The sequence below is a fragment of the Pseudomonas sp. R1-7 genome, assembly GCF_051132105.1.
Taxonomy (GTDB): Bacteria; Pseudomonadota; Gammaproteobacteria; order Pseudomonadales; family Pseudomonadaceae; genus Aquipseudomonas.
Map to the genome: position 1 here is coordinate 2,043,021 of NZ_CP071661.1, position 25,717 is coordinate 2,068,737.

Genomic DNA, 25,717 nt, shown 5'->3' on the forward strand with positions numbered 1-25,717 from the left:
GCCGGCCCGGCGGTATTGATCTGGATCAAGGCTGCGCAACAGGCGCGACGGCACTCCGGCGAGTCCTGGCGGACTAACGTTTATCTGCCAAGGAATGGAAAGCCAATGAACCGCAAAAACCTCCAAAACAAGTCGCAGATGTTGCTGCTGATCCTGGTCAGCATCGCCTTCGTCTGGATCCTGCTGCCGTTCTACGGGGCAGTGTTCTGGGCCGTTATCCTGGGCATCGTCTTCGCGCCGCTGCAGCGGCGCCTGCAATTGAAACTCAACTGGCCGCGCAACATCACGACGCTGCTGACCCTGACCACTTGCATGCTGATCGCTATCTTGCCGGTGATCGTCATCAGCACCTTGCTGGTCCAGGAAGGGGCGGCCCTCTACAAGAGCCTGGAAAGCGGCGAACTGGACGTTGCCGATTACCTGGCGCGCTTCAAGGACGCATTGCCGCCGTACTTCCAGCACCTGCTGGACCGTTTCGGCCTGGGCAACCTGAGCGGGCTGCGGGACAAGATCGTCAAGAGCGCGATGCAGGGCAGCGAGTTCTTCGCCACCCAGGCGTTCAGTTTCGGCCAGGGCACGTTCCAGTTCCTGGTGAGTTTTTTCGTGATGCTCTACCTGCTGTTCTTTTTCCTGCGCGACGGACCGGAACTGGTGCGCAAGGTGCGCTCGGCGGTGCCACTGGCCGAGCACCAGAAGCGGCGCCTTCAGCTCAAATTCAACCGTGTGGTTCGTGCGACGGTGAAGGGCAACCTGTTGGTCGCGATTACCCAAGGCGCGTTGGGCGGCTTGATTTTCTGGGTGCTCGGCATCCCGACGGTGTTGCCTTGGGCGGTGCTGATGGCGTTCCTGTCGCTGTTGCCGGCGGTGGGGGCGGGCATCGTCTGGGCGCCGGTGGCGGTGTATTTCCTGTTGTCCGGGGCAATCTGGCAGGGCGTGGTGCTGACGCTGTTTGGCGTATTCGTGATCGGCCTGGTGGACAACTTCTTGCGGCCGATCCTGGTGGGCAAGGACACCAAGATGCCGGACTACATGGTCCTGGTCTCGACGCTGGGCGGGTTGGCGGTGTTCGGCCTGAATGGCTTCGTCATCGGCCCGCTGATCGCGGCGCTGTTCATGTCGTGCTGGGCGTTGTTCGTCGAAAACACGCCTCGGGTGCAGTTGCCCTAGGCGCGCAGGAGGTAGGGACCGATACGTTGCGACATGGCCTGGGCGGCGGGCAGTGAAGTCAGCGGGCCGCTGACGGTCACGCCGTCCTGCACCAGATACCAGCAAGCCAACAGGCCACGCTCCCTGAGCGGGGCGGGAACGGCGCTGCCAACGACAGACATGATTTGAACCTTGGGCATGGGAAACCTCCATCAAACGATGGGGTTACCTTACGTTTCATGCGGGATGGAGAAAAATCAACGGTCTCAATAGTAGGAATCGATGCCGCTCAATCGACCACCAAGTCGAGCATGTGCATCACTTCCTGCTCGCTGAGCAGGCCCTTGCGAACCAGGTTTTCCGCGAGCAAGGAAAGGAATTTGGCGCTGCGGTGGCCTTCCAGGTGCCTGAGTTCGGTCAGCGCGTTGTACACCTTGCTGGAGGTGCACAGGCCGACGATGCGGTGAGGGTTTTGTGTGGGCATGGCTTCGTCCTTGTTGTTATGAAGCTGCTGTGGCGGACAGGGGCAGTTTGCGGCACTACCGTGACGCTCGCGTGACAGCTGGGCTTTTCGGAAAAAGGAAAGCAGGATTCAGACCATAATGCCGGGTTGGCGCCAGATTATTGTTCTGGTAGCGACCTCAGGTACGCGGTCCGCGGCGACCGGCGGTCGCTCACGTCGAAAAGCGCCCATGAAAAAGCCCCTGGACCTTTCGATCCAGGGGCTTTGTTTTTTGCTGTCTGGCTCCACGACCTGGACTCGAACCAGGGACCCAGTGATTAACAGTCACTTGCTCTACCAACTGAGCTATCGCGGAATGGCGCGTATGTTACTGATTGGAAAAGAGAAGTCAAGCTTGAGTTGATGGCTGGGCGGGGTTTTCGTCGCTCAGGCGTCCCGGTAGCAAATGTTACCGCTTCACACAGTCACTCGGAGCTTTCGTGGCGAGGGAGCTTGCTCCCTCGCCACAGGGGGGCGCAAAAAAAAGTGGGAGGCCAGGGCCTCCCACTTTTCCAAACCATCGAGGCTCAGATCACCTGGACGATGGCCTTGGTCACCGCTTCGATGTTGTTCTGGTTCAGCGCGGCCACGCAGATGCGGCCGGTGTCCAGGGCATAGATACCGAACTCGTTGCGCAGGCGTGTCACTTGTTCAACGGTCAGGCCGGAGTAGGAGAACATGCCGCTCTGGCGTGCGACGAAGCTGAAGTCGTGGTGCGGCGCGGCCTTGGCCAGCATGTCCACCATCTGGTCGCGCATGCCACGAATACGCAGGCGCATCTCGGCCAACTCTTCTTCCCATTGGGCCCGCAACTCTGGGCTGTTGAGCACGGCAGCGACGATGCTGGCGCCATGGGTCGGCGGGTTGGAGTAGTTGGTGCGGATCACGCGCTTGACCTGGGACAGCACGCGGGCACTTTCTTCCTTCGACTCGCTGACGATCGACAGGGCGCCAACACGCTCACCGTACAGGGAGAACGACTTGGAGAACGAACTGGAGGCGAAGAAGGTCAGGCCCGACTCGGCGAACAGGCGCACGGCTGCGGCGTCTTCATCGATGCCTTTGCCGAAGCCCTGGTAAGCCATGTCCAGGAACGGCACGTGGTTCTTGGCCTTGACCACGGCCAGGACGTTTTTCCAGTCTTCCGGGCTCAGGTCCACGCCGGTCGGGTTATGGCAGCAGGCGTGCAGCACGACGATCGAGCGGTCGGGCAGGGCGTTGAGATCTTCCAGCAGGCCGCTGCGGTTCACGTCGTGGGTGGCGGCATCGTAATAGCGATAGTTCTGCACCGGGAAGCCGGCGGTTTCGAACAGCGCACGGTGGTTTTCCCAGCTCGGGTCGCTGATGGCCACGACTGCGTCAGGCAGCAGTTGCTTGAGGAAGTCGGCGCCGATCTTCAGTGCGCCGGTGCCGCCCACCGCCTGGGTGGTGATGACGCGGCCGGAAGCGATCAGCGGGGAGTCCTTGCCGAACAGCAGGGTCTGGACTGCCTGGTCGTACGCGGCGATGCCGTCGATCGGCAGGTAGCCACGGGAAACGTGCTGAGCCACGCGAATCGTCTCGGCTTCAACCACGGCGCGCAGCAACGGAATGCGCCCTTCCTCGTTGCAGTAAACACCTACGCCCAGGTTGACCTTATTGGTACGGGTGTCGGCGTTGAAAGCTTCGTTGAGGCCCAGGATGGGGTCGCGTGGTGCCAATTCGACAGCGGAAAACAGGCTCATTAGTGCGCGGCTCTGAATGGAGAGTGAGGGGACGTGTCGCGCTCCAGCCGGATGCACTAGAGCGGTGCACAAACGGGGAGCTAGTATAGAGGCCATCACCGGACACGGCGACAGGCTATTCGGTGTTTACGGTAAGAATTTTCGATTTTTTTCGACCGTTAGTCCCTTCGCAGCGTCAAAGTCTGCAAGGCGTGTAGGACGTTCGTCTTGAAAGCGAAGGCATTCACCTCCACATTGTATGAATTCCAGCTTTTTCATCGGGCGGCGTCAGTCGTTTCGGTCTTTCTCGTTCCCGTCGCCTGGCCGACAGGAGTGAACCCAGGGGTTATGTTATGTCTGAATTCCAGCTAGTCACCCGCTTCCAGCCCGCCGGCGATCAGCCGGAAGCCATCCGCCTGATGGTCGAAGGCATCGAGGCCGGGCTGGCGCACCAGACGTTGCTGGGTGTGACCGGTTCGGGCAAGACCTTCAGCATCGCCAACGTGATCGCCCAGGTGCAGCGCCCGACACTGGTGCTGGCGCCGAACAAGACCCTGGCGGCGCAGTTGTACGGCGAATTCAAGGCGTTTTTCCCGAACAACGCGGTGGAGTACTTCGTTTCCTACTACGACTACTACCAGCCCGAGGCCTACGTGCCGTCGTCGGACACCTTCATCGAGAAGGACGCCTCGATCAATGACCACATCGAACAGATGCGGCTGTCGGCGACCAAGGCGTTGCTTGAGCGCAAGGACGCGATCATCGTTACCACCGTGTCGTGCATCTACGGCTTAGGCAGCCCGGAAACCTATCTGAAGATGGTCCTGCACGTGGACCGCGGCGACAAACTCGACCAGCGCGCCTTGCTCCGGCGCCTGGCGGATTTGCAATACACCCGCAACGACATGGATTTCGCCCGGGCGACGTTTCGGGTTCGGGGCGATGTGATCGACATCTACCCGGCGGAATCGGACCTGGAAGCGATTCGCATCGAGCTGTTCGACGATGAAGTGGAGAGCATTTCGGCGTTCGACCCGCTGACCGGCGAGGTGATCCGAAAGTTGCCACGCTTCACGTTCTACCCCAAGAGCCACTACGTGACGCCACGGGAAACCCTGTTGGACGCCATCGAAGGGATCAAGGCCGAGCTGCAAGAGCGCCTGGAGTACCTGCGTTCGAACAACAAGCTGGTGGAAGCCCAGCGCCTGGAGCAGCGCACCCGCTTTGACCTGGAGATGATCCTGGAGCTGGGCTATTGCAACGGCATCGAGAACTACTCGCGCTACCTGTCGGGTCGCCCGGCGGGGGCACCGCCGCCCACCTTGTATGATTACTTGCCACCTGACGCCTTGCTGGTGATCGACGAGTCCCACGTCAGCGTTCCGCAGGTTGGCGCCATGTACAAAGGCGACCGTTCGCGCAAGGAAACCCTGGTGGAATATGGCTTCCGCCTGCCTTCGGCCCTGGATAACCGGCCGATGCGTTTCGACGAATGGGAAAGCGTGAGCCCGCAGACGATTTTCGTCTCGGCGACCCCTGGCAACTACGAGGCCGAGCATGCCGGGCGCGTGGTGGAGCAAGTGGTGCGGCCGACGGGCCTGGTGGACCCGCAAGTGGAGGTGCGTCCGGCGCTGACCCAGGTCGATGACCTGCTGTCGGAAATCACCAAGCGCGTGGCGCTGGAGGAGCGGGTGCTGGTCACTACGCTGACCAAGCGTATGGCCGAAGACCTCACCGACTATCTGGCCGACCACGGCGTGCGGGTGCGTTACCTGCACTCGGACATCGACACGGTGGAGCGGGTCGAGATCATTCGCGACCTGCGCCTGGGCACCTTCGACGTGCTGGTGGGCATCAACCTGCTGCGTGAAGGCCTGGATATGCCGGAAGTGTCGCTGGTGGCAATCCTCGATGCCGACAAGGAAGGTTTCCTGCGTTCCGAGCGTTCGTTGATCCAGACCATCGGTCGCGCGGCGCGTAACCTCAATGGCCGGGCGATTTTGTATGCCGATCGCATCACCGGCTCCATGGAGCGGGCCATCGGCGAGACCGAGCGCCGCCGTGATAAACAGATCGCTTTCAACCTGGCCAACGGCATCACGCCCAAGGGCGTGTTCAAGGACGTCGCCGATATCATGGAAGGCGCCACCGTGCCTGGTTCGCGCAGCAAGAAGCGCAAGGGCATGGCCAAGGCCGCTGAAGAGAGCGCCCGCTACGAGGCCGAACTGCGCTCCCCGAGCGAAATCACCAAGCGGATCCGGCAGTTGGAAGAGAAGATGTACCAGTTGGCCCGGGACCTGGAGTTCGAGGCGGCAGCGCAGTTGCGTGATGAGATTGGCAAGTTGCGGGAGCGGTTGCTGACTGTCTGAGGTTTTTGGCGGTTTTAAGGGCCTCATCGCGAGCTTGCTCGCGATGGGCGCGACTCGGTCTGACGACTGGCCACACAAATCCCGGTCTCACTGGAGCCCGCCCACCATCGCCTGTTACCATTCGCCCCCTGTTCGATCTTCGCTTTTATCTTCTTTCCGAGACATGCCATGACCACCGTCCGTACCCGCATCGCGCCTTCGCCCACTGGCGATCCCCATGTCGGCACCGCTTACATCGCCTTGTTCAACTATTGCTTTGCCAAGCAGCACGGTGGTGAGTTCATCCTGCGGATCGAGGACACCGATCAGTTGCGTTCGACCCGCGAGTCGGAACAGCAGATTTTCGACGCCCTGCGCTGGCTTGGCATCGATTGGAGCGAAGGCCCGGACGTCGGCGGCCCGCACGGCCCGTATCGCCAGAGCGAACGTGGTGAGATCTACAAGCAGTACTGTCAACAATTGGTGGACATGGGGCATGCGTTCCCTTGCTTCTGCACTGCCGAAGAACTCGACCAGATGCGCGCCGAGCAGATCGCCCGTGGCGAAACCCCGCGCTACGACGGCCGCGCGCTGCTGCTGTCCAAGGAAGAAGTCGCCCGTCGCCTGGCCGCTGGCGAGCCCCATGTGATCCGCATGAAGGTGCCGACCGAAGGCGTTTGCGTGGTGCCGGACATGCTGCGTGGCGATGTCGAGATCCCATGGGATCGCATGGACATGCAAGTGCTGATGAAGACCGACGGCCTGCCGACGTACTTCCTGGCCAACGTGGTCGACGACCACCTGATGAGCATCACCCACGTCCTGCGCGGTGAAGAGTGGCTGCCGTCGGCGCCGAAACTGATCCTGCTCTACGAGTACTTCGGCTGGGAACAACCTCAGCTGTGCTACATGCCACTGCTGCGTAACCCGGACAAGAGCAAGCTGTCCAAGCGCAAGAACCCGACCTCGGTGACCTTCTACGAGCGCATGGGCTTCATGCCCGAGGCGATGCTCAACTACCTGGGCCGCATGGGCTGGTCGATGCCGGACGAGCGTGAGAAGTTCTCGCTGCAGGAAATGGTCGAGCACTTCGACCTGTCGCGCGTCTCCCTGGGCGGGCCGATCTTCGACGTCGAGAAGCTGTCGTGGCTCAACGGCCAGTGGCTGCGTGACCTGCCGGTGGAAGAGTTCGCCGCACGCGTGCAGAAGTGGGCGTTCAACCCCGAGTACATGATGAAGATCGCTCCCCATGTGCAGGGCAGGGTCGAGACGTTCAGCCAGATCGCGCCGTTGGCCGGTTTCTTCTTCGCCGGAGGCGTGACTCCGGACGCGAAGTTGTTCGAATCCAAGAAGCTCTCGGGCGACCAGGTGCGGCAATTGATGCAGTTGATCCTGTGGAAGCTCGAAAGCCTGCGCCAGTGGGAGAAGGACAGCATCACCGCGACCATCCAGGCCGTGGTCGAATCGCTGGAATTGAAATTGCGCGATGCCATGCCGTTGATGTTCGCCGCCATTACCGGCCAGGCCAGCTCGGTGTCGGTGCTCGATGCAATGGAAATCCTCGGGCCGGACCTGACCCGTTTCCGCCTGCGCCAGGCCATCGATCTGCTCGGTGGTGTGTCGAAGAAGGAAAACAAGGAGTGGGAAAAACTGCTGGGCGCGATTGCTTAAGCAGTCGAAGGAGCAGGGCATGCCCCGGTTTTCCGGGGTTTGTCGGTAAGTGATTGTTATCCCGGCAAAAAATTTTCAAATTCTTTGAAAATAAATTTGACAGCCCTCCGATACGCCCTTAAGATTCGCCCCGTCCTCAGCGATGAGGGGCTATAGCTCAGCTGGGAGAGCGCTTGCATGGCATGCAAGAGGTCGACGGTTCGATCCCGTCTAGCTCCACCAATTTACACTTCGAGGCCTGGCCACACCGGCCTTGAAGCGATCAACACTCAGCGTTGATCAGTTGTATAGAAGGGTTTGCGTCCCCTTCGTCTAGTGGCCTAGGACACCGCCCTTTCACGGCGGTAACAGGGGTTCGAGTCCCCTAGGGGACGCCAGTTTTACAGAAGCGATGTTGCAAGATGATGTCGCTCCGCCGCGAGGCGAAAAATCCGGGGCTATAGCTCAGCTGGGAGAGCGCTTGCATGGCATGCAAGAGGTCGACGGTTCGATCCCGTCTAGCTCCACCAATTTACACTTCAAGGTTTGGCCACACCGGCCTTGAAGCGATCAGTACTCAGCGCTGATCATGTTCAGAAGGTTTGTGTCCCCTTCGTCTAGTGGCCTAGGACACCGCCCTTTCACGGCGGTAACAGGGGTTCGAGTCCCCTAGGGGACGCCACGATTACCCGCTCTGCGGGATTTTATAAGGGTCATTCAATTCTTGAATGGCCCTTTTGTTTGCCTGGCATTCAGCCAATTCCCTTATCCTCGAAAAATACTTCTGACCAGCGGGCACGATTTCGCTTGCGGAAATTTATTATGGGAATAATATTTCAATCGTAATATTCGGAGGCAACGATGAGCGATAAAAAAGCACAAACCCGCGAACGCATTCTCAAGGCCGCCAGCGATGCGCTGATCCAGCGCGGGCCGGCCGAGCCGAGCGTGGGGGAGGTGATGGGCGCAGCCGGGCTGACGGTGGGCGGTTTTTATGCCCATTTCGAAAGCAAGGACGCGTTGATGCTGGAGGCGTTCAAGCAATTGCTGAATCGCCGCCGTGGCTTGATCGCCGACATGGATGCCGAGCTGACGGGTGAAGAGCGGCGCGCATTGGTCGCAGCGTTCTATCTGTCGCGCAAGCACCGCGATTCCACCGAGCAAGCGTGTCCGATCCCGGCATCGGTCGGCGAGCTCGGGCGGCTGCCGGACGCATTCCGTGAAGTTCTGAGTGAGCATATCGAGCTGATGGTCGCGCAGTTGGCCGCCAGCCCCGAAGACGCCGACAAAGCCCTGGCCGACATCGCCTTGATGGTCGGCGGCCTGGCCCTGGCACGGGCATTGGGCCCGGGTGAGTTATCGGATCGTTTACTGCGCGCCGCCAAGTCGGCGGTGCGTTGAGCTAAGGCGCAAGCCCTGGAGATGAGCATGGACAGGTTGAGCTGGATTCGTGGCGTCAATGGCACCCTTGGTTGGATAGCGCCGCGGCTGGTGGCGAAGAGCATGCGCAGGGTCTTCATGAGTCCGCGCAACCTGCCACCACGGGCCTGGGAGCTGCCATTGCTGGCCTCGTCCGAGCGCATCACGTTGCGCTTCGGCCTGTCTGCGTTGCGTTGGGGTAAAGGCCCGGCGGTCCTGTTGATGCACGGGTGGGAAGGGCGGCCGACCCAATTTGCAGCGTTGATCAACGCGCTGGTGGACGCCGGTTACACCGTGGTGGCGCTGGATGGACCGGCCCATGGCCGCTCGCCGGGTCGCGAGGCCAATGTCCTGTTGTTTGCCCGGGCGATGCTCGAAGCCGCAGCCGAGTTGCCGCCGCTGCAAGCGGTAATCGGTCACTCCATGGGCGGCGCCAGTGCCATGCTGGCGGTCCAGCTGGGGCTGCGAACCGAGACGCTGGTGAGTATCGCCGCGCCGGCGCGTATCCTCGGCGTGTTGCGTGGGTTCGCCCGGATGATGGGCATGCCCGCCAGGGCGCGCTCGGCGTTCATTCGTCAGGTGGAGCAGGATGTAGGCATGCAGGCTTCGAAGATGGACGTCGCGCAATACCAACTGGATATTCCGGGGCTGATTGTCCATGCCGAGGACGATACGTCGGTATCGGTCAAGGAATCGCAACTGATCCATGAAGCCTGGTTCGACAGCCGCCTGCTGCGCTTGCCTGAGGGCGGGCACCAGCGAGTCCTGGCCGATCCCCGTGTCATTGATGGGGTGTTATCACTGCTGGCAGGGCGCAGCCTGCGAGCGCGGCAATCGGCCTGAGCATCCGGTACACTGCCCCGATCCAAATTCGACCGGGAGAGGGGCATGGGCTGGGATCGGGCAACGCCGTTCATTATTGATCTTCAGGTCAATCCAGAAGACATCGACGGACTGGGCCACGCCAATAACGCGGTGTACGTCACCTGGCTTGAGCGCTGCGCCTGGCGGCATTCCCAGCGTCTGGGCCTGGATCTGGTGGAGTACCGGCGGCTGGATCGCGCCATGGCGGTGGTGCGGCATGAAATCGATTACCTGGCAGCGGCCTACGAGGGCGACGAACTGCAGCTGGCGACCTGGATCGTCGACTGGGATCAGCGCCTGAAAATGACCCGGCACTTCCAACTGGTCCGGCCCAGCGACAACACCACATTGCTGCGAGCCCAGACCACCTTCGTCTGCATTGAGCTGTCCACTGGACGGCCCAAGCGCATGCCGCCGGAATTTATTGAGGGCTATGGCGTGGCGGTCGGTGCCGATTTTGCAAAGGAAATCCGCTAAACTGCCGCACGTTTTTTCGTTGAGTGTGTTTCCCATGCAAATTGCCTTGGCGCCCATGGAGGGGTTGGTCGACAACATCCTGCGGGACGTCCTGACCCGTGTTGGCGGCATTGATTGGTGCGTCACCGAGTTCATCCGCGTTAACGACCGTCTGCTCACGCCCGCCTATTTCCACAAGCTCGGCCCGGAATTACTGACCGGCGCCCGGACTGCTGCAGGCGTGCCCCTGCGGGTGCAATTGCTGGGCTCAGACCCGGTATGCCTGGCGGAAAACGCGGCGTTGGCCTGCGAGCTGGGGTCTGAGGTAATCGACTTGAATTTTGGCTGTCCGGCCAAGACGGTAAACAAGTCGCGGGGCGGGGCAGTGCTGCTCAAGGAGCCGGAGCTGCTCAACGAGATCGTCGAGCATGTGCGGCGTGCGGTGCCCAAACACATTCCCGTTACCGCCAAGATGCGCCTGGGCTTCGACAGCCCGGACGGCGCACTGGTCTGCGCCACGGCGCTGGCCGAGGGCGGCGCGGCCCATATCGTCGTGCATGCGCGGACCAAGGTCGACGGCTACAAGCCTCCGGCCCACTGGGAGTGGATTCCCCGCGTCCAGGAAGTGGTCAAGGTGCCAGTGTTCGCCAACGGCGATATCTGGAGCGTCGAAGACTGGCGCCGGTGCCGCGAAATCAGCGGTGTCGAAGACATCATGCTCGGTCGCGGCCTGGTGTCCCGTCCCGACCTGGCCCGGCAGATCGCCGCCGCCCGGGCCGGTGAAGAGGTCACCGAGATGTCCTGGGCCGACCTGCAACCGATGCTCCAGGATTTCTGGGTGCAAGTGGTCGACCAACTGACGCCACGCCAGGCGCCTGGCCGTTTGAAGCAATGGCTGGCCATGCTGACGCGAAATTATCCGGAGGCGGTTGAGCTGTTCAATGCCGTGCGGCGGGAAACCGACCTGGACGCGGTGGGCCATTTGCTGGGTGTGCAGCGCACCGAAGCGGCCTGAAAAAAATTTGAGAAAAAGCTCTTGAAAAGTTTTTGGCGGTCCCTAGATAGGGGATACGCGATGCCGAATTCGGGTCGCGGAGACAAAAAACCTTGCTGAACTTTCAGGAGATTTGAATCATGAGTACTGCATTTTCGCTGGCCCCTCTGTTCCGTTCCTCGGTGGGCTTCGACCGTTTCAACGACCTGTTCGAAACCGCCCTGCGCAACGAACCGGGCAGCAGCTATCCACCCTACAACGTGGAAAAACACGGCGATGACGAATACCGCATCGTAGTCGCCGCCGCTGGGTTCCGGGAAGAAGACCTGGACCTGCAAGTGGAGAAAGGTGTGCTGACCATCAGCGGCGGCAAGCGCGAGGCCAGCAACGACAGCGTGACCTACCTGCACCAGGGCATCGCCCAGCGTGCGTTCAAGCTGTCCTTCCGGTTGGCGGATCATATCGAGATCAAGGCCGCCGGCCTGAGCAACGGTCTGTTGAGCATCGACCTGTTGCGCGTGGTACCGGAAGAGGCGAAAGCCAAGCGCATCCCGATCAACGGTGCGCAGCAGAAACCCGCGCTGGAGAATTGATCCATCGCAATTGAAGAAGGGCGCCGATTGGCGCCCTTTTTCATTTTGTATCGCTAGAAGATTAAGTTGTGGCGAGGGGATAAATCCCCTCGCCACAAAAGCCCGTCTTGTTGCGTTCAAAATTAGGGCAACAACCGCTCAAACGCCTCCAGTGGCAACGGCCGGCTGTGCAGGTAACCCTGGTACAAATGACAATCGAGCCCCTGCAGGAATTGTAGTTGCTCCAAGGTCTCCACCCCTTCGGCGATCATTTCCAGGTTCAGGCTGCGGGCCATGGCGACAATGGCACGGATGATTTCGGCGTCGTTGGGGTCGCTGGTGGCGTCGCGCACGAAGGATTGATCGATTTTCAACGTGTCCACCGGCAACCGCTTGAGGTAAGTCAGCGATGAATAGCCGGTGCCGAAGTCATCCATGGCAAAGCTCACGCCCAGTTTCTTGAGCCGACGCATCTTGGCGATGGTGTCGTCCAGGTTATGGATCACGATGCCTTCGGTAATTTCCAGCTTGAGCAGGGAGTAGGGCAGCCCGTGGCTGGCGAGGCTGCTTTCGATGCGCTCGACGAAGTCGTTCTGGCGAAACTGCCGGGGACTGATGTTGACGCACAGTTTGAACCGTTGTGGGTCGACCTTGCCCTTGGCGATCAGCTGCTTGAAGCCGTCGCAGGCTTCATCGAGGATCCAGGTGCCGACTTCGAGGATCAAGCCGCTGTCTTCCAATACCTTGATGAATTCGTTGGGCGATTGCGCGCCCAGGTCGGGGTGATGCCAGCGCACCAGCGCTTCGGCCCCGATGATGCGGTTGTCCCGGGCATCGATCTGGGGTTGGAAATGCAAGCTGAATTCGTTGCGAGCCAAGGCCTGGCGCAAATCGGTTTCCATGCGCAATCGTTCGCTGGCCGCTTTTTGCATCGTGGTGTGGAACATCTGCGAGGTGTTGCGTCCCGAATCCTTGGCGCGGTAGAGGGCGATGTCGGCGCGCTTGAGCAAGTCGGTCGGTGTGGAGCCGTGGTCCGGAATCAGCGCCATGCCGATGCTGGGCGTGACTTGCAGGCGTTGTCCGTCGAGGAACATCGGTTCCGAGAGCAGGTCGCGCAGGGTATCGGCCAGGTTTTGCACCTGTTGGCTGACCATGGCGCGGGTCCCTTCAAGGCCGCTGAGCAGTACGACGAACTCATCGCCGCCCAGCCGCGCCACGGTGTCTTCGAGGCGCACGCTGGCTTCCAGGCGTGCGGTGATGATCTTCAGCACAGTGTCGCCCACCGGGTGACCGAGGGAGTCGTTGATGTGCTTGAAGTGGTCCAGGTCGAGGAACAGCAGCGCTCCGCGCAGGTTGTGGCGCTTGAGCAAGGCAATCTGCTGGCTCAAGCGGTCCATCAGCAATGCACGGTTGGGCAGGTTGGTCAGGGGGTCATGGTAGGCCAGGTGGCGGATCTGCGCTTCGGCGTTGCGCAACAGGCTGACGTCCCGGGCAGTCAGCAGCAGGCACGCTGTTTCGTTGAGCGTGATGGGCTCCACCGACACTTCCACCGTGAGGATTTCCCCCCGTTTATTGCGCCCGAGCATTTCCTGATGGACCACGCGACCCTTGAGTTGCAGTTCGGCCAGCAGGGCGGCGCGCTGTTTTTCTTCGGCCCAGATACCCACCTCATGGACTGTACGCCCGATCACTTCATCGGCGCGGTAGCCGGTCAACCGGCAGAAGCCGTCGTTGACTTCCAGGTAGCGACCGCTTTCAAGCTCGGTAATGGTGATGGCATCGGGGCTGGAATGAAACGCCTTGGCGAACTTCTCTTCGCTGGCCTTCAGGGCTGCTTCGGAGCGCTGTTGCTGGGTGATGTCTCGCAGGGTGGTGACGATGCAGGGCTGGTTGCTGACGTTGATCTGCCGGCTGGATATCACGCAGGTCAGCGGCTGGCCATTCTTGTGATGAACGACAATAGCGACATTGCTCAGCGATTGCTCGCGGATGACGCGTTCGATGCGTTGCAGGCTGCTGCCCGAGGCGTCCCACAGGCCGATCTCGTCGGCGCTGAGGCCGATCACATCGCTGGCCGTCCAGCCAAAGGTCTGGGTGAAGCTGGAATTGATTTCCAGGAATCTGCCGTCGTCCTGGTGAGTGACGCAGATCGGATCGGGGCTGACCTGGAACAGTGTCGCGAACTTCTCCTCCGACGCCGCCAGGCTCTGCTCCCGCTCCACTTGGTCGGTGATGTCCAGCAAGGTCCCGGCCATGCGCAAGGGGCTGCCGTCGTCGTTGCGATAGAGGCGCGCGCGGCTTTCCAGATAACGCGAGCTGCCGTCCGGCAGTTGCACGCGATAGGTCAATTGATAGTTGCCCGCCGGGCCTTCGCGCAGGCTGCGGTAGGCGTTGCGCATGTTATTGCGCTCTTCGGTGGGCACACCCTCGAAAAACGCGTCGAACGATTCATGAAAGGCCTTGGGCTCCAGGCCATGAAGCTGCGCGGCCCGGGCCGAGCCATAGAGCATGCCGCTGGGAATGTGCCAGTCCCAAGTGCCCAGTTGCGCCGAGTCGAGGGCCAGGTCCAGGCGTTCCTGGCTGTCCTTCAGGGCCTGTTCGGCGAGTTTGTGTTCGGTGGTGTCGAGGAACGTGCTCAGCAGATACGGTTGGCCTTCGAGTTCGACTTTCTGCGCACTGAGAATGCCGTTGTGGACCTGGCCTTTACTGGCGCGGAACTCCACCTCCATGCTGATCAGTTCGCCCTTGGCCTTGGTCGCCTCCACCAGTTTTGCCCGTTGTGCGGGGTCGACCCACAAGCCCAGTTCCAGGGTGGTGCGGCCAATCACATCATGCACCGGCCAGCCGAACAGGCTCTCGAAATACTGGTTGGCTTCGCTGATCAGTCCATCTTCCTGGCGCGTCAGCAAGACCATGTTCGGGCAAAGATGAAAGAGCGTGGCGAAGCGTTTTTCCGAGCTGCGCAGCGCCTGTTCCCGCTCGCGCTGGTGGGTGATCTCGCGGATCACCCCGATCATGCGCGGACGGCCATGTTTGTCGGGCAGTACGCTGCCGCTGATTTCCAGCCAATGCAGGCTGCCGTCGGGCCAGACGATGCGGTGGTGCATGGCCTGCTCAAGCGGTGCGCCGGCCACCGCCGCGTGAAACGCGCGCACGCCCCGTGCCCGGTCCTCGGGCAGCAGCAGGTCGAGATAATCCACATCCGCCGGCAGCGGTTGGCGCGGATCGAAGCCGAACAGCGCCTGGGTGCCTCGGGACCAGCTTATCTGTCCGGTGTCGATGTCCCACGACCAGGCCCCCAGCCGCGCTCCGTTCAGGGCGGCCAGCAACTGTGGCGCGCTGTCCCAGCTCTGCTCGGACCGCTTCGGGTCGAGCGCCTGGATACGCGGCAGGGGCGGAAGGTGGTCGGCGGGTTTGGGCATTCGCTAGCGGGCCTTGGGCGGGTGGTTGTTAAGCACAGGCGTAATGGCCCTATAGGAGTAGCACAACTTATGCCCTTGTCCCTGGCAGATCGATTTGTGCGTCCAGTAGAGCCATGAAAGCCCGTGCTGCATTCGACAGCGTCCGTTCGGTGTGCACGATATAGCCTAGCTGGCGACTGAGCTGTATGCCCGGCAAAGGAATGCGCGCGACCTGTTCATCGAGCATGGTGCGCGGCAGGACGCTCCAGGCCAGGCCGATGGAGACCATCATTTTTATGGTTTCCAGATAATTCGTGCTCATGGCGATATTCGGAGTCAGGCCCTGTGCTTCGAAGAGCCGCCGCACGATGTGATGGGTGAACGTATTACCGCCCGGGAAAACCGCCGGATGCAATGCGATGTCCGCCAGGTTCACCGCGCCGTTTTCCAGCAGCACATGTTCCGGCGCTACGACGAAATCCAGCGGGTCGTCCCACACCGGCTTGGCGCTTACCAGCGCGTGGGGCTCGGGGGCGAGGGTGATGACCGCCAGTTCCGCGCGGCCGTGGAGGATTTCCTCGTAGGCCACTTCCGAATCCAGGAACTGAATATCCAATGCCACCTGTGGGTAGCGTCGGGTGAACGCCCTTAATAAGGAAGGCAAGCGATGCAAGCCGATGTGGTGACTGGTGGCGAGGGTCAACCGCCCGGTCACTTCTCCGGTCAGGTTGGTCAGGGCGCGACGGGTGTCGTCGAGCACGTTGAGGATCTGATAGGCCCGTGGCAGCAGGGCGCGGCCGGCTTCGGTCAGGCCGATTTCACGGCCCAGCCGATCGAACAGGCGCACATTGAGCTGCTGTTCCAGCCCGGCAATCCGCTTGCTGATGGCGGGTTGAGTCAGGTGCAGGCGCTCGCCGGCGCCGGAGAAACTGCCGGTCTCGGCGATGGCAATAAAGGCGTTGAGGTTGGCTAGGTCCATGGCCGTCTTGGTCGAATTCCTGTTGGTTATGCAAAGCATGAAAAATATGAATTTGAGTTATTTAATGTAGCCTCATAACATCAGCCTCACAAGCCAAGGGGTCATTGAGCCGCTCAAGACCCAGGGCATAGAAACAAGCTGATGAGGAAACCGTCTGATGGCCGGCAAAACGCTCTACGACAAGCTCTGGGATTCGCATTTGGTCAAGCAGCGCGACGATGGCTCGGCGCTGATCTACATCGACCGTCACATCATCCATGAAGTGACCTCGCCGCAAGCCTTCGAGGGCCTGCGCCTTGCCGGGCGCAAGCCGTGGCGCATCGATGCCAACATCGCGACCCCGGACCACAACGTACCGACCACGCCCGAGCGCAAGGGCGGCATCGAAGCCATTGCCGACCAGGTCTCGCGCTTGCAAGTCCAGACCCTCGACGACAACTGTGACGAATACGGCATCATCGAATTCAAGATGAACGACGTGCGCCAAGGCATCGTCCACGTCATCGGCCCGGAGCAGGGCGCGACCTTGCCCGGCATGACCGTAGTCTGCGGCGACTCGCATACCTCGACCCATGGCGCTTTCGGCGCCCTGGCCCATGGCATCGGCACGTCCGAGGTCGAGCATGTGCTCGCCACCCAGTGCCTGGTCGCCAAGAAAATGAAAAACATGCTGGTGCGCGTCGAAGGCAAGTTGCCGTTCGGCGTGACCGCCAAGGACATCGTCCTGGCGGTGATCGGCAAGATCGGCACCGCTGGCGGCAACGGCCATGCCATCGAATTCGCCGGCAGCGCGATCCGCGACTTGTCCGTCGAGGGCCGCATGACCATCTGCAACATGTCCATCGAAGCCGGCGCCCGCGTCGGTTTGGTGGCCGCCGATGAAAAAACCGTGGAATACGTCAAGGGCCGTCCGTTCGCGCCAAAAGGCGCCGAATGGGACATGGCGGTCGAAGCCTGGAAAGACCTGGTGTCGGACGCTGACGCCAAGTTCGACACCGTGGTCGAGCTCGACGCGACGCAGATCAAGCCGCAAGTCAGCTGGGGCACTTCGCCTGAGATGGTGTTGGCCGTGGACCAGAACGTACCGGATCCGGCCAAGGAAATGGACCTGGTCAAGCGCGACTCTATCGTCCGTGCCTTGAAATACATGGGCTTGAGCGCCAACCAGGCGATCACCGACATTCAGCTCGACCGCGTGTTCATCGGCTCCTGCACCAACTCGCGGATCGAAGATTTGCGCGCCGCAGCGGTAATCGCCAAGGGCCGCAAGGTCGCGTCGACCATCAAGCAGGCCATCGTGGTGCCGGGCTCGGGCCTGGTGAAAGCCCAGGCCGAAGCGGAAGGGCTCGACAAGATTTTCCTCGAAGCCGGTTTCGAATGGCGTGAGCCGGGGTGCTCGATGTGCCTGGCGATGAACCCGGACCGTTTGGAGTCGGGCGAGCATTGCGCTTCCACCTCCAACCGTAACTTCGAAGGCCGTCAGGGCGCCGGTGGCCGTACGCACCTGGTGAGCCCGGCGATGGCCGCCGCGGCGGCTGTCAACGGCCGTTTCGTCGACGTCCGCGAATTGATCTGAAGGAGCGCAGCATGAAAGCTTTTACCCAGCACACCGGTCTTGTCGCGCCTTTGGATCGTGCCAACGTCGACACCGACCAGATCATCCCCAAGCAGTTCTTGAAGTCCATCAAGCGCACCGGTTTTGGCCCGAACCTGTTCGACGAGTGGCGTTACCTGGATGTCGGCCAGCCGTACCAGGACAATTCCAAGCGTCCGTTGAACAAGGATTTCGTGCTCAACGCCGAGCGTTACCAAGGCGCCAGCGTGTTGCTGGCCCGGGAGAACTTCGGCTGCGGTTCGAGCCGTGAGCACGCGCCGTGGGCCCTGGAAGAGTACGGTTTTCGCAGCATCATCGCGCCGAGCTACGCCGACATCTTCTTCAACAACAGCTTCAAGAACGGCTTGCTGCCGATCATCCTCAGCGACGCCGAGGTGGATGAGCTGTTCCAGCAGGTCGAGGCCAATCCCGGCTATCAACTGCAGATCGACTTGGCCGCCCAGACGGTGACCCGTCCCGATGGCAAGGTGCTGGGGTTCGAGATCGATGCGTTCCGCAAGCATTGCCTGCTCAATGGCCTGGATGATATTGGCCTGACCTTGCAGGACGGCGAGGCGATTGCCGCGTTCGAGGCCAAGCATCGGGCGAGCCAGCCTTGGTTGTTTCGCGATGCTTGATGGATTGATGTAGGCAGTACCGGCCCTATCGTCGGATCGCCGCCCGGAGCAAGCTCGCTCCCACAGGTGTTTTGTGAACGCCACAAATTCCCTGTGGGAGCGGGCTTGCTCGCGATGAGGCCCGCCCAGGCAACACAACACCAAAAGGAAACCACCCATGACCAGCACCGCCCACAGCCAAGTCGTACAAAAGCAATTCGGTGAACAGGCCTCGGCCTACCTGAGCAGTGCCGTGCACGCCCAGGGCGCTGAATTCGCGCTGCTACAAGCGGCGTTGGCCGGCCGTGGCGATGCGCGGGTGCTGGACCTGGGCTGCGGCGCCGGCCATGTGAGTTTCCACGTGGCGGCGCTGGCCGGTGAAGTGGTGGCCTACGACCTGTCCCAGCAGATGCTCGACGTGGTGACCGCCGCAGCGGTTGAGCGCGCCCTGGGCAATATCCGCACGGTACGGGGCGCCGCCGAGCGGTTGCCATTCGCCGACGCTGAGTTCGACTTCGTGTTCAGCCGCTATTCGGCGCATCATTGGAGCGATCTCGGCCTGGCATTGCGGGAGGTGCGCCGGGTGCTGAAGCCGGGCGGGGTGGTGGCGTTCATCGATATCCTGTCGCCGGGCATGCCGTTGTTGGACACGTACCTGCAAAGCATCGAAGTGCTGCGCGACACCAGCCATGTGCGCGACTATTCGGCTGCAGAGTGGTTACGCCAGGTCAGCGAAGCGGGGCTGCACACCCGCAGCACCTCGCGCCAGCGTCTGCGCCTGGAGTACCGCTCCTGGGTCGAGCGCATGCGCACACCCGAGGTGATGCGCGCAGCGATCCTGCAGCTGCAGCGTTCGATGGGCGACGAAGTGCGTGAATATTTTGAGATTGAGGCCGATGGTTCGTTCAGTACTGATGTGCTGGTGCTGTGGGCCGAGCGATAGCATTTTTCCCGACCGGCCTTAGCGGCGCGAGTCGACAGAGCAAACGAGGAAAGCATGAGCAAGCAGATTCTGATTCTCCCAGGTGACGGCATCGGCCCGGAAATCATGGCCGAGGCGGTCAAGGTCCTGGAGCTGGCGAACGACAAGTACGGCCTGGGCTTCGAACTCAGCCACGATGTCATCGGTGGCGCGGCCATCGACAAGCACGGCGTGCCCCTGGCCGATGAAACCCTGGACCGTGCCCGTGCGGCCGATGCCGTGCTGCTGGGCGCCGTGGGCGGCCCGAAATGGGACAAGATCGAACGCGACATCCGCCCTGAGCGCGGCCTGCTGAAGATTCGTGCGCAACTGGGGCTGTTCGGCAACCTGCGTCCGGCGATCCTCTATCCCCAACTGGCCGATGCCTCGAGCCTGAAGCCGGAAATCGTTTCCGGCCTGGATATTCTTATCGTCCGCGAGCTGACCGGCGGTATCTACTTCGGCGCCCCGCGCGGCACCCGTGAGCTGGAGAATGGTGAGCGCCAGGCCTACGACACCCTGCCGTACAGCGAAAGCGAAATCCGCCGTATCGCCCGGGTCGGCTTCGACATGGCCCGCGTGCGTGGCAAGAAGCTGTGCTCGGTGGACAAGGCCAACGTCCTGGCTTCCAGCCAGCTGTGGCGTGAAGTGGTCGAACAGGTGGCGAAGGATTACCCGGACATCGAGCTGAGCCACATGTACGTCGACAACGCCGCGATGCAATTGGTCCGAGCACCGAAGCAGTTCGACGTGATCGTCACCGACAACATGTTCGGCGACATCCTGTCCGACGAAGCGTCGATGCTCACCGGTTCCATCGGCATGCTGCCGTCCGCTTCCCTGGACGCCAACAACAAGGGCATGTACGAGCCGTGCCACGGTTCGGCACCGGACATCGCGGGGCAGGGCATTGCCAACCCGTTGGCGACCATCCTGTCGGTGTCGATGATGCTGCGCTACAGCTTCAACTTGAACGATGCCGCCGACGCGATCGAAAAAGCCGTCAGCGTGGTCCTGGACCAAGGCTTGCGCACCGGTGATATCTGGTCGCAAGGTTGTACCAAAGTCGGTACGCAGCAAATGGGCGATGCAGTAGTCGCCGCGCTGCGGAATCTGTAATCTTTCGGGCCCACCGCTTCGACGGTGGCCCACTTTTGTATAGGTGTAGTTGCGATGAAACGTGTAGGTCTGATCGGTTGGCGCGGCATGGTCGGTTCCGTGCTCATGCAGCGAATGCTGGAAGAGCAGGATTTCGATCTCATTGAGCCGGTGTTTTTCACCACCTCCAACGTTGGTGGCCAGGGCCCGTCCGTGGGCAAGGACACCGGTGTGCTCAAGGATGCCTACAGCATCGACGAGCTCAAGACCCTCGACGTGATCCTGACCTGCCAGGGCGGCGACTACACCAGCGAAGTGTTCCCGAAGCTGCGTGAAGCCGGCTGGCAGGGCTACTGGATCGACGCCGCTTCCAGCCTGCGCATGCAGGACGACGCGGTGATCATCCTCGATCCGGTCAACCGCAAGGTCATCGACCAGCAGTTGGACGCGGGCACCAAGAACTACATTGGCGGCAACTGCACCGTCAGCCTGATGTTGATGGGCCTGGGCGGCTTGTTCGAAGCCGGTCTGGTGGAATGGATGAGCGCCATGACCTACCAGGCGGCTTCCGGTGGCGGCGCGCAGCACATGCGTGAGCTGATCAAGCAAATGGGCGTGACCCACGGCGCCGTGGCCGATGAACTGGCGAATCCGGCCAGTGCCATCCTCGACATCGACCGCAAGGTCGCCGAAGCGATGCGCAGCGATGCCTACCCGACCGAGAATTTCGGTGTGCCGCTGGCCGGCAGCCTGATTCCATGGATCGACAAGGAACTGCCTAACGGCCAGAGCCGTGAAGAATGGAAGGCCCAGGCCGAAACCAACAAGATCCTCGGTCGCTTCAAGAGCCCGATCCCGGTGGACGGTATCTGCGTGCGCATCGGCGCCATGCGCTGCCACAGCCAGGCGCTGACCATCAAGCTGAACAAAGACGTACCGATCGCCGACATCGAAGGCCTGATCAGCCAGCACAACCCATGGGTCAAGCTGGTGCCGAACAACCGCGAAACCAGCATGCAGGAGCTGAGCCCGACCAAGGTCACCGGCACCCTGAACGTACCGGTGGGCCGTCTGCGCAAGTTGAACATGGGATCGCAGTTCGTCGGTGCCTTCACCGTCGGCGACCAACTGCTGTGGGGCGCGGCCGAACCGCTGCGTCGCATGCTGCGGATCCTTCTCGAGCGTTGATCGATAGCTGCTGTGAAAGAGCCCGTGCCTTGTGAGAGGTGCGGGTTTTTTCTATTGGTTTGGTGCAATCCCCGTGGCGAGGGAGCTTGCTCCCGCTGGGCTGCGCAGCAGCCCCAACAATCTGGCGGTCGCTACGCAACCGAGCGGGAGCAAGCTCCCTCGCCACAGGTTCTCTTGTGTTCAATTGCTTGCCCACCCACCACCCGGTAAAGTGCCGCTCCCCACGTTTTACCTGAGGTAGACCCATGAGCCAGTCCTTTGATATTGCCGTGATCGGCGCCACCGGTACTGTCGGCGAAACCCTCGTCCAGATTCTTGAAGAACGGGACTTCCCGGTCGCTAACCTGCACCTGCTGGCCAGCAGCGAATCGGCGGGCAGTTCGGTGATGTTCCGCGGAAAAAACGTGCGGGTGCGCGAGGTCGACGAATTCGATTTCGGCAAAGTCCAGTTGGTGTTCTTCGCCGCTGGCCCGGCGGTGACCCTGAGTTTCGCCCCGCGGGCCACGGCGGCCGGCTGCGCGCTGATCGATTTGTCTGGCGCCTTGCCGCCCGAGCAGGCGCCGCAGATCGTGCCGGAAGCCAACGCCCAGGTCCTGGCCGGCCTGGGCAAGCCGCTGCAGGTCAGCAGCCCTAGCGCATCGGCCACGGCCTTGGCGGTGGTGCTGGCGCCGCTGCGCGCATGCCTGGATCTGCAGCGCATCAGCCTGACCGCCAGCCTCGCCGTATCGGCCCAGGGCCGCGTGGCCGTGAGCGAACTGGCGCGCCAGACCGCCGAGTTGCTCAACGCTCGTCCGCTGGAACCACAGTTTTTTGACCGGCAAATGGCGTTCAACCTGTTGGCCCAGGTCGGTGCCCCGGACGAGCAGGGCCATACCTCGCTGGAGAAACGCCTGGTCCGTGAGTTGCGTCAGGTGCTGGATCAACCTTTGTTAAAGATTTCCGTCACTTGCATTCAAGCCCCGGTGTTTTTTGGCGATAGCTTTAGCGTAACCGTGCAGTCTGCGAATGCCATCGACCTGGCCAAGGTCAACGCAGCCCTGGAAGCGGCGCCCGGCATCGAGCTGGTGGAGGCGGGCGATTACCCGACTGCGGTCGGCGATGCAGTGGGGCAGGATGTGGTCTACGTTGGTCGTGTGCGCGGCGGGATCGACGATCCGGCGGAACTAAACATGTGGCTGACGTCAGATAACGTGCGCAAGGGTACGGCGCTCAATGCCGTGCAGGTGGCTGAGTTGTTGATAAAAGACCTGCTGTAAAAGATACTTGGCAACAATTTGTCGAATGGTTCTAGCTGGGCGCTATGCTTGGTCGGAGTGCTGAAGGCGAACATTCCTCAGGGGGACATTCCCGGGGCATGAGTGAAATGATCGCGCGGACCGTCGCATCTGGGCTGCGCGCAATGCCTTACGGCAGCGGCATCAATACCTTCTCGCTGGCCGAGGAATGTTCAAACAAAGGAAGAGGCTATGGTTCAAGTTCGCAAACTGGTGTTAGCAATAGCGGCCGCCTCGGCGCTGTCCTCCGGTATGGCGCAAGCGCTCGGACTCGGGGAATTGACCCTCAAGTCGCCGCCGAACCAGCCTCTGGTGGCCGAAATCGAACTGCTCGATGTCCAGCAACTGACCGCCGCCGAGGTGGTGCCGAGCCTGGCCCCGCCCGAAGAATTCGCCAAGGCGGGCATTGATCGCCAAGCCTTTCTCAACGATTTGAGCTTCACACCGGTGATCAACGCCAACGGCAGGAGCGTCCTGCGGGTGACTTCCAGCCGGCCGTTATCCGAGCCGATGGTCAAGTTCCTGGTGCAGGTGATGTGGCCCAACGGCCGCTTGCTGCGTGACTACAGCGTACTGCTCGATCCCTCCAAATTTTCGCCACAGGCCGCCGACGCCGCTCGGGCGAAGCCACCCCAAGTGGTCTCCGCGCCGGTCACTGGGGCTACCAAGCCGTCCCAATACACCACCACGCCGCGCGATACCCTGTGGGAAATCGCTGCCAAGGTGCGCAACGGCGGCTCGGTGCAGCAAACCATGCTGGCAATCCAGGCGTTGAACCCGAACGCATTCATCAACGGCAACATCAACCTGCTCAAGACCGGCCAGGTATTGCGCCTGCCCGATCCGGTGCAAAGCACGGCGTTGCCGCAACCCCAGGCCATCGCCGAAGTGGCAGCCCAGAACGCTGCCTGGCGCCAGGGGCGTCGTGGCGGGGCGGGCAGTGGCCGCCAGCAGTTGGACGCCACCCGGCGTGGCGGTGGTGAAAACGCCCCAGCCCAAGGCGCTGCGCGCGATAACCTGAGCCTGGTTTCCGCCGAGTCGGCGAAGGCGGGCGCCAAGGGTAAAGGCGCCGCGGGTGATGCCCAGGCGTTGAGCAACCAGCTTGCAGTGACCCAGGAGAGCCTCGATTCGGCTCGTCGCGACAACGAAGAATTGAAAAGCCGCATGGCCGATCTGCAGAGCCAGCTGGACAAGCTGCAGCGCCTGATCGAGCTGAAGAACAATCAACTGGCGAAAATGCAGGCCGAAGGCGGCGCTGTCCCGCCCGCCGGCGAGTCGACGCCGGCAATGTCGGCGGAACTGACCCCCGCGCCAGCGGCACCTTCGCAGGAATCCGCCCCGGCAAATCAGGCTGGCTCTGAAGCGACACCGCCTGCCACTCCCGCCGAGCCAGTGCCGGCCGCCGCAGACGAGAAAAAGTACAACGATCTGCTGACCAATCCGATCCTGCTGGGACTGATTGGCGGCGGTGCATTGGTCCTGTTGCTGCTGCTGTTGCTCCTGGCCCGTCGCCGCAAGGCCCAGCAGGAAGCCGAGAAACATCTGCGCATGGCCCGAGCCCTCGAGGAGGAGGCCGATTTCTCCCCGGAGCTCGATCTGCCCCCGAGCAGCTTCGAGGGCATTGAAGTACCACCGCCTAGCGTCAAACTCGAGCCAAAGCCAGCCCCGGCCCCGAAACCAGCCCCGGTGGTTGCGCCCGTTGTGGTCACGCCACCCATCGCCGCACCGCTGGTGGCACCGGCCGCCGACCGCTCGGACGACGTATTGCCCCAGGCGCAGTCGCACATTGATCGTGGTCGTTTGAATCAGGCCGCCGACCTGCTTGAACAAGGCATCAAGGCCGAACCGCAGCGCAGCGACCTGCGTTTGAAATTGATGGAAGTTTTCGGGCAGCAGGGCGATCGCGACGCCTTTGTCGCCCAGGAGCGCCAGTTGGTCGCCAATGGCGAGAACTATGCCCAGGTCGAACAGCTCAAGAGCCGCTTCCCGGCCATGGCGGTCGCCGCTGGCGCAGGCCTGGCCGCGGCTGCCGTAGCCGCTGAGTTGGATGCCCAGTACGTCAAGGAGCTGTTGGAAGATAAATCGCCAACCGACGAAGAGCTGGACAGCGCTTTTGACCTGAGCCTGGAGGACATGGACACGGCGCCAGCCGCGCCGGCCCCTGAGCCAATCGCCGAGCTGGACGCGTTTCCGGAAGACGATGACCTGAGTTTCGAATCGGTGCTCAAGCAGCAGACCGAGGCCAACGAAAGCCTCGACGATCTGTCGGAGTTCGATCTGGACCTGGGTGCCGATGCTCCAGCGCCAGCCTTGGCTGATGAAGACTTCCTGCTGGACCTGGATGACGACCTCAAGGGGTTGGACATCCCAGCCGCCGAAACGCCCGCTCTGGATGACACGCCGGCTGACGATCTTGAGCTGCCTGCGGATTTCGATCTGTCCCTGGCTGACGAGATGGACGCCCAAGAGCAGCCGAAGGATGCCTTCGAATCCGAGCTGGACGATGTCAACGCCGAGCTGGATCGCTTGTCCGACAGCCTTGGTCAGCCAACGTTTACAGCTGAGGACGCCCTGGCGACAGCCGACGACGAGCCGGACTTCGATTTCCTCAGCGGCACCGACGAAGTGGCGACCAAGCTTGATCTGGCCCAGGCCTACATCGACATGGGCGACAACGAAGGCGCCCGGGATATCCTCGGCGAAGTGCTCAGCGAAGGCGACGCCACCCAGCAGAGCGAAGCGAAGGAGATGTTGTCGCGGCTGGCGTGAGTCAGCGGTAAAACAAGAACGGCAGCCGGTGAGGCTGCCGTTTTTGTTTACATTGGAGTTGAAGGCACCAGTCCATCCCGCACAGGAACCACGGTTGCACTGGCATCCCGCTTCACCCGCTTTATAATGCCCGCCTTTGCGTACCTCAGCAGGCTGTAATTCCTTGGCAAACATAGACAACC

The 25,717-nt window shown here is 61.7% G+C and carries 20 protein-coding genes and 5 tRNA genes; 19 read left to right on the forward strand and 6 right to left on the reverse strand.

Features of this window, described 5'->3' with window-relative positions; translation table 11 throughout:
* The first annotated feature begins 105 nt into the window (after positions 1-105).
* Positions 106-1,167: an AI-2E family transporter gene (locus J3P79_RS09140; RefSeq protein ID WP_434609858.1), complete on the forward strand. Its 1,062-nt coding sequence runs from the start codon at positions 106-108 to the stop codon at positions 1,165-1,167.
* Here the strand turns inward: J3P79_RS09140 and J3P79_RS09145 are convergent.
* The 4 genes from J3P79_RS09145 to J3P79_RS09160 all read right to left on the reverse strand — a co-directional run bounded on the left by J3P79_RS09145 (position 1,164) and on the right by J3P79_RS09160 (position 3,372).
* Positions 1,164-1,346 carry a hypothetical protein gene (locus J3P79_RS09145; RefSeq protein WP_030142043.1) on the reverse strand — a complete coding sequence of 61 codons (183 nt, stop codon included), beginning with the start codon at positions 1,344-1,346 and terminating at the stop codon, positions 1,164-1,166. The genes J3P79_RS09140 and J3P79_RS09145 overlap by 4 nt on opposite strands.
* An 89-nt stretch (positions 1,347-1,435) precedes the next feature.
* Complete coding sequence (locus J3P79_RS09150; protein WP_434609860.1) at positions 1,436-1,630, reverse strand: hypothetical protein; 195 nt, start codon at positions 1,628-1,630, stop codon at positions 1,436-1,438.
* Positions 1,631-1,888: 258 nt separating this feature from the next.
* Positions 1,889-1,964 (reverse strand) — tRNA-Asn (locus J3P79_RS09155).
* Between the two features lie 211 nt (positions 1,965-2,175).
* Positions 2,176-3,372, reverse strand: a complete 1,197-nt coding sequence (locus J3P79_RS09160) for an amino acid aminotransferase (protein ID WP_434609862.1) — start codon at positions 3,370-3,372, stop codon at positions 2,176-2,178.
* A gap of 332 nt (positions 3,373-3,704) precedes the next feature.
* Here J3P79_RS09160 and uvrB point away from each other — a divergent pair, with 332 nt between their 5' ends.
* From uvrB to J3P79_RS09215, 11 genes are all read left to right on the forward strand, one after another.
* A complete protein-coding gene (gene uvrB, locus J3P79_RS09165) occupies positions 3,705-5,720 on the forward strand; it encodes an excinuclease ABC subunit UvrB (RefSeq protein WP_434609864.1) in 2,016 nt (671 codons plus the stop codon).
* 168 nt (positions 5,721-5,888) lie between these two features.
* Complete coding sequence (gene gltX / locus J3P79_RS09170; RefSeq protein WP_434609866.1) at positions 5,889-7,370, forward strand: glutamate--tRNA ligase; 1,482 nt, start codon at positions 5,889-5,891, stop codon at positions 7,368-7,370.
* Positions 7,371-7,516: 146 nt separating this feature from the next.
* A tRNA-Ala gene (locus tag J3P79_RS09175) sits at positions 7,517-7,592 on the forward strand.
* A 79-nt stretch (positions 7,593-7,671) separates the two neighbouring features.
* Positions 7,672-7,747: transfer RNA gene (locus tag J3P79_RS09180), tRNA-Glu, on the forward strand.
* Between the two features lie 56 nt (positions 7,748-7,803).
* A tRNA-Ala gene (locus tag J3P79_RS09185) sits at positions 7,804-7,879 on the forward strand.
* 76 nt (positions 7,880-7,955) lie between these two features.
* Positions 7,956-8,031, forward strand: a tRNA-Glu gene (locus tag J3P79_RS09190).
* Positions 8,032-8,210: 179 nt separating this feature from the next.
* The gene (locus tag J3P79_RS09195) at positions 8,211-8,750 is read left to right on the forward strand and encodes a TetR/AcrR family transcriptional regulator (protein WP_305495839.1); all 540 of its coding nucleotides are present in this window, start codon (positions 8,211-8,213) and stop codon (positions 8,748-8,750) included.
* Positions 8,751-8,777: 27 nt separating this feature from the next.
* Positions 8,778-9,611: an alpha/beta fold hydrolase gene (locus J3P79_RS09200; RefSeq protein WP_434609868.1), complete on the forward strand. Its 834-nt coding sequence runs from the start codon at positions 8,778-8,780 to the stop codon at positions 9,609-9,611.
* 45 nt (positions 9,612-9,656) lie between these two features.
* Positions 9,657-10,109, forward strand: a complete 453-nt coding sequence (locus J3P79_RS09205; protein ID WP_434609870.1) for an acyl-CoA thioesterase — start codon at positions 9,657-9,659, stop codon at positions 10,107-10,109.
* Between the two features lie 34 nt (positions 10,110-10,143).
* Complete coding sequence (locus J3P79_RS09210; RefSeq protein ID WP_434609872.1) at positions 10,144-11,103, forward strand: tRNA dihydrouridine synthase; 960 nt, start codon at positions 10,144-10,146, stop codon at positions 11,101-11,103.
* Positions 11,104-11,222: 119 nt separating this feature from the next.
* Complete coding sequence (locus J3P79_RS09215; protein ID WP_420765681.1) at positions 11,223-11,675, forward strand: Hsp20 family protein; 453 nt, start codon at positions 11,223-11,225, stop codon at positions 11,673-11,675.
* Between the two features lie 122 nt (positions 11,676-11,797).
* On the opposite strand, the gene J3P79_RS09220 is transcribed toward J3P79_RS09215, so the two are convergent.
* Positions 11,798-15,076, reverse strand: coding sequence for an EAL domain-containing protein (locus J3P79_RS09220; protein ID WP_434609874.1), 3,279 nt, complete (start codon positions 15,074-15,076; stop codon positions 11,798-11,800).
* Positions 15,077-15,143: 67 nt separating this feature from the next.
* Positions 15,144-16,034 carry a LysR family transcriptional regulator gene (locus J3P79_RS09225; RefSeq protein ID WP_434609876.1) on the reverse strand — a complete coding sequence of 297 codons (891 nt, stop codon included), beginning with the start codon at positions 16,032-16,034 and terminating at the stop codon, positions 15,144-15,146.
* Between the two features lie 157 nt (positions 16,035-16,191).
* Between J3P79_RS09225 and leuC the strand changes: the two genes are divergently transcribed.
* The 7 genes from leuC to J3P79_RS09260 all read left to right on the forward strand — a co-directional run bounded on the left by leuC (position 16,192) and on the right by J3P79_RS09260 (position 25,535).
* Positions 16,192-17,610: a 3-isopropylmalate dehydratase large subunit gene (leuC, locus tag J3P79_RS09230; RefSeq protein ID WP_434609877.1), complete on the forward strand. Its 1,419-nt coding sequence runs from the start codon at positions 16,192-16,194 to the stop codon at positions 17,608-17,610.
* An 11-nt stretch (positions 17,611-17,621) separates the two neighbouring features.
* On the forward strand, positions 17,622-18,266 hold the full coding sequence (gene leuD / locus J3P79_RS09235) for a 3-isopropylmalate dehydratase small subunit (RefSeq protein ID WP_030142033.1): 645 nt from the start codon (positions 17,622-17,624) through the stop codon (positions 18,264-18,266).
* Positions 18,267-18,423: 157 nt separating this feature from the next.
* On the forward strand, positions 18,424-19,188 hold the full coding sequence (locus J3P79_RS09240; protein ID WP_434609879.1) for a class I SAM-dependent methyltransferase: 765 nt from the start codon (positions 18,424-18,426) through the stop codon (positions 19,186-19,188).
* Positions 19,189-19,242: 54 nt separating this feature from the next.
* On the forward strand, positions 19,243-20,325 hold the full coding sequence (gene leuB / locus J3P79_RS09245; RefSeq protein WP_063320312.1) for a 3-isopropylmalate dehydrogenase: 1,083 nt from the start codon (positions 19,243-19,245) through the stop codon (positions 20,323-20,325).
* Positions 20,326-20,379: 54 nt separating this feature from the next.
* Complete coding sequence (gene asd, locus J3P79_RS09250) at positions 20,380-21,492, forward strand: aspartate-semialdehyde dehydrogenase (protein ID WP_434609881.1); 1,113 nt, start codon at positions 20,380-20,382, stop codon at positions 21,490-21,492.
* Positions 21,493-21,737: 245 nt separating this feature from the next.
* A complete protein-coding gene (locus tag J3P79_RS09255) occupies positions 21,738-22,748 on the forward strand; it encodes an aspartate-semialdehyde dehydrogenase (protein ID WP_434609883.1) in 1,011 nt (336 codons plus the stop codon).
* Between the two features lie 210 nt (positions 22,749-22,958).
* Positions 22,959-25,535, forward strand: a complete 2,577-nt coding sequence (locus J3P79_RS09260) for a FimV/HubP family polar landmark protein (protein WP_434609885.1) — start codon at positions 22,959-22,961, stop codon at positions 25,533-25,535.
* Positions 25,536-25,717: the final 182 nt, after the last annotated feature.

Bases quoted from the DNA above. Each gene is read 5' to 3' on its own strand.
- J3P79_RS09140 (WP_434609858.1), top strand. From the start codon at position 106: ATGAACCGCAAAAACCTCCAAAACAAGTCGCAGATGTTGCTGCTGATC.
- J3P79_RS09145 (WP_030142043.1), bottom strand. From the start codon at position 1,346: ATGCCCAAGGTTCAAATCATGTCTGTCGTTGGCAGCGCCGTTCCCGCC.
- J3P79_RS09150 (WP_434609860.1), bottom strand. From the start codon at position 1,630: ATGCCCACACAAAACCCTCACCGCATCGTCGGCCTGTGCACCTCCAGC.
- J3P79_RS09160 (WP_434609862.1), bottom strand. From the start codon at position 3,372: ATGAGCCTGTTTTCCGCTGTCGAATTGGCACCACGCGACCCCATCCTG.
- uvrB (WP_434609864.1), top strand. From the start codon at position 3,705: ATGTCTGAATTCCAGCTAGTCACCCGCTTCCAGCCCGCCGGCGATCAG.
- gltX (WP_434609866.1), top strand. From the start codon at position 5,889: ATGACCACCGTCCGTACCCGCATCGCGCCTTCGCCCACTGGCGATCCC.
- J3P79_RS09195 (WP_305495839.1), top strand. From the start codon at position 8,211: ATGAGCGATAAAAAAGCACAAACCCGCGAACGCATTCTCAAGGCCGCC.
- J3P79_RS09200 (WP_434609868.1), top strand. From the start codon at position 8,778: ATGGACAGGTTGAGCTGGATTCGTGGCGTCAATGGCACCCTTGGTTGG.
- J3P79_RS09205 (WP_434609870.1), top strand. From the start codon at position 9,657: ATGGGCTGGGATCGGGCAACGCCGTTCATTATTGATCTTCAGGTCAAT.
- J3P79_RS09210 (WP_434609872.1), top strand. From the start codon at position 10,144: ATGCAAATTGCCTTGGCGCCCATGGAGGGGTTGGTCGACAACATCCTG.
- J3P79_RS09215 (WP_420765681.1), top strand. From the start codon at position 11,223: ATGAGTACTGCATTTTCGCTGGCCCCTCTGTTCCGTTCCTCGGTGGGC.
- J3P79_RS09220 (WP_434609874.1), bottom strand. From the start codon at position 15,076: ATGCCCAAACCCGCCGACCACCTTCCGCCCCTGCCGCGTATCCAGGCG.
- J3P79_RS09225 (WP_434609876.1), bottom strand. From the start codon at position 16,034: ATGGACCTAGCCAACCTCAACGCCTTTATTGCCATCGCCGAGACCGGC.
- leuC (WP_434609877.1), top strand. From the start codon at position 16,192: ATGGCCGGCAAAACGCTCTACGACAAGCTCTGGGATTCGCATTTGGTC.
- leuD (WP_030142033.1), top strand. From the start codon at position 17,622: ATGAAAGCTTTTACCCAGCACACCGGTCTTGTCGCGCCTTTGGATCGT.
- J3P79_RS09240 (WP_434609879.1), top strand. From the start codon at position 18,424: ATGACCAGCACCGCCCACAGCCAAGTCGTACAAAAGCAATTCGGTGAA.
- leuB (WP_063320312.1), top strand. From the start codon at position 19,243: ATGAGCAAGCAGATTCTGATTCTCCCAGGTGACGGCATCGGCCCGGAA.
- asd (WP_434609881.1), top strand. From the start codon at position 20,380: ATGAAACGTGTAGGTCTGATCGGTTGGCGCGGCATGGTCGGTTCCGTG.
- J3P79_RS09255 (WP_434609883.1), top strand. From the start codon at position 21,738: ATGAGCCAGTCCTTTGATATTGCCGTGATCGGCGCCACCGGTACTGTC.
- J3P79_RS09260 (WP_434609885.1), top strand. From the start codon at position 22,959: ATGGTTCAAGTTCGCAAACTGGTGTTAGCAATAGCGGCCGCCTCGGCG.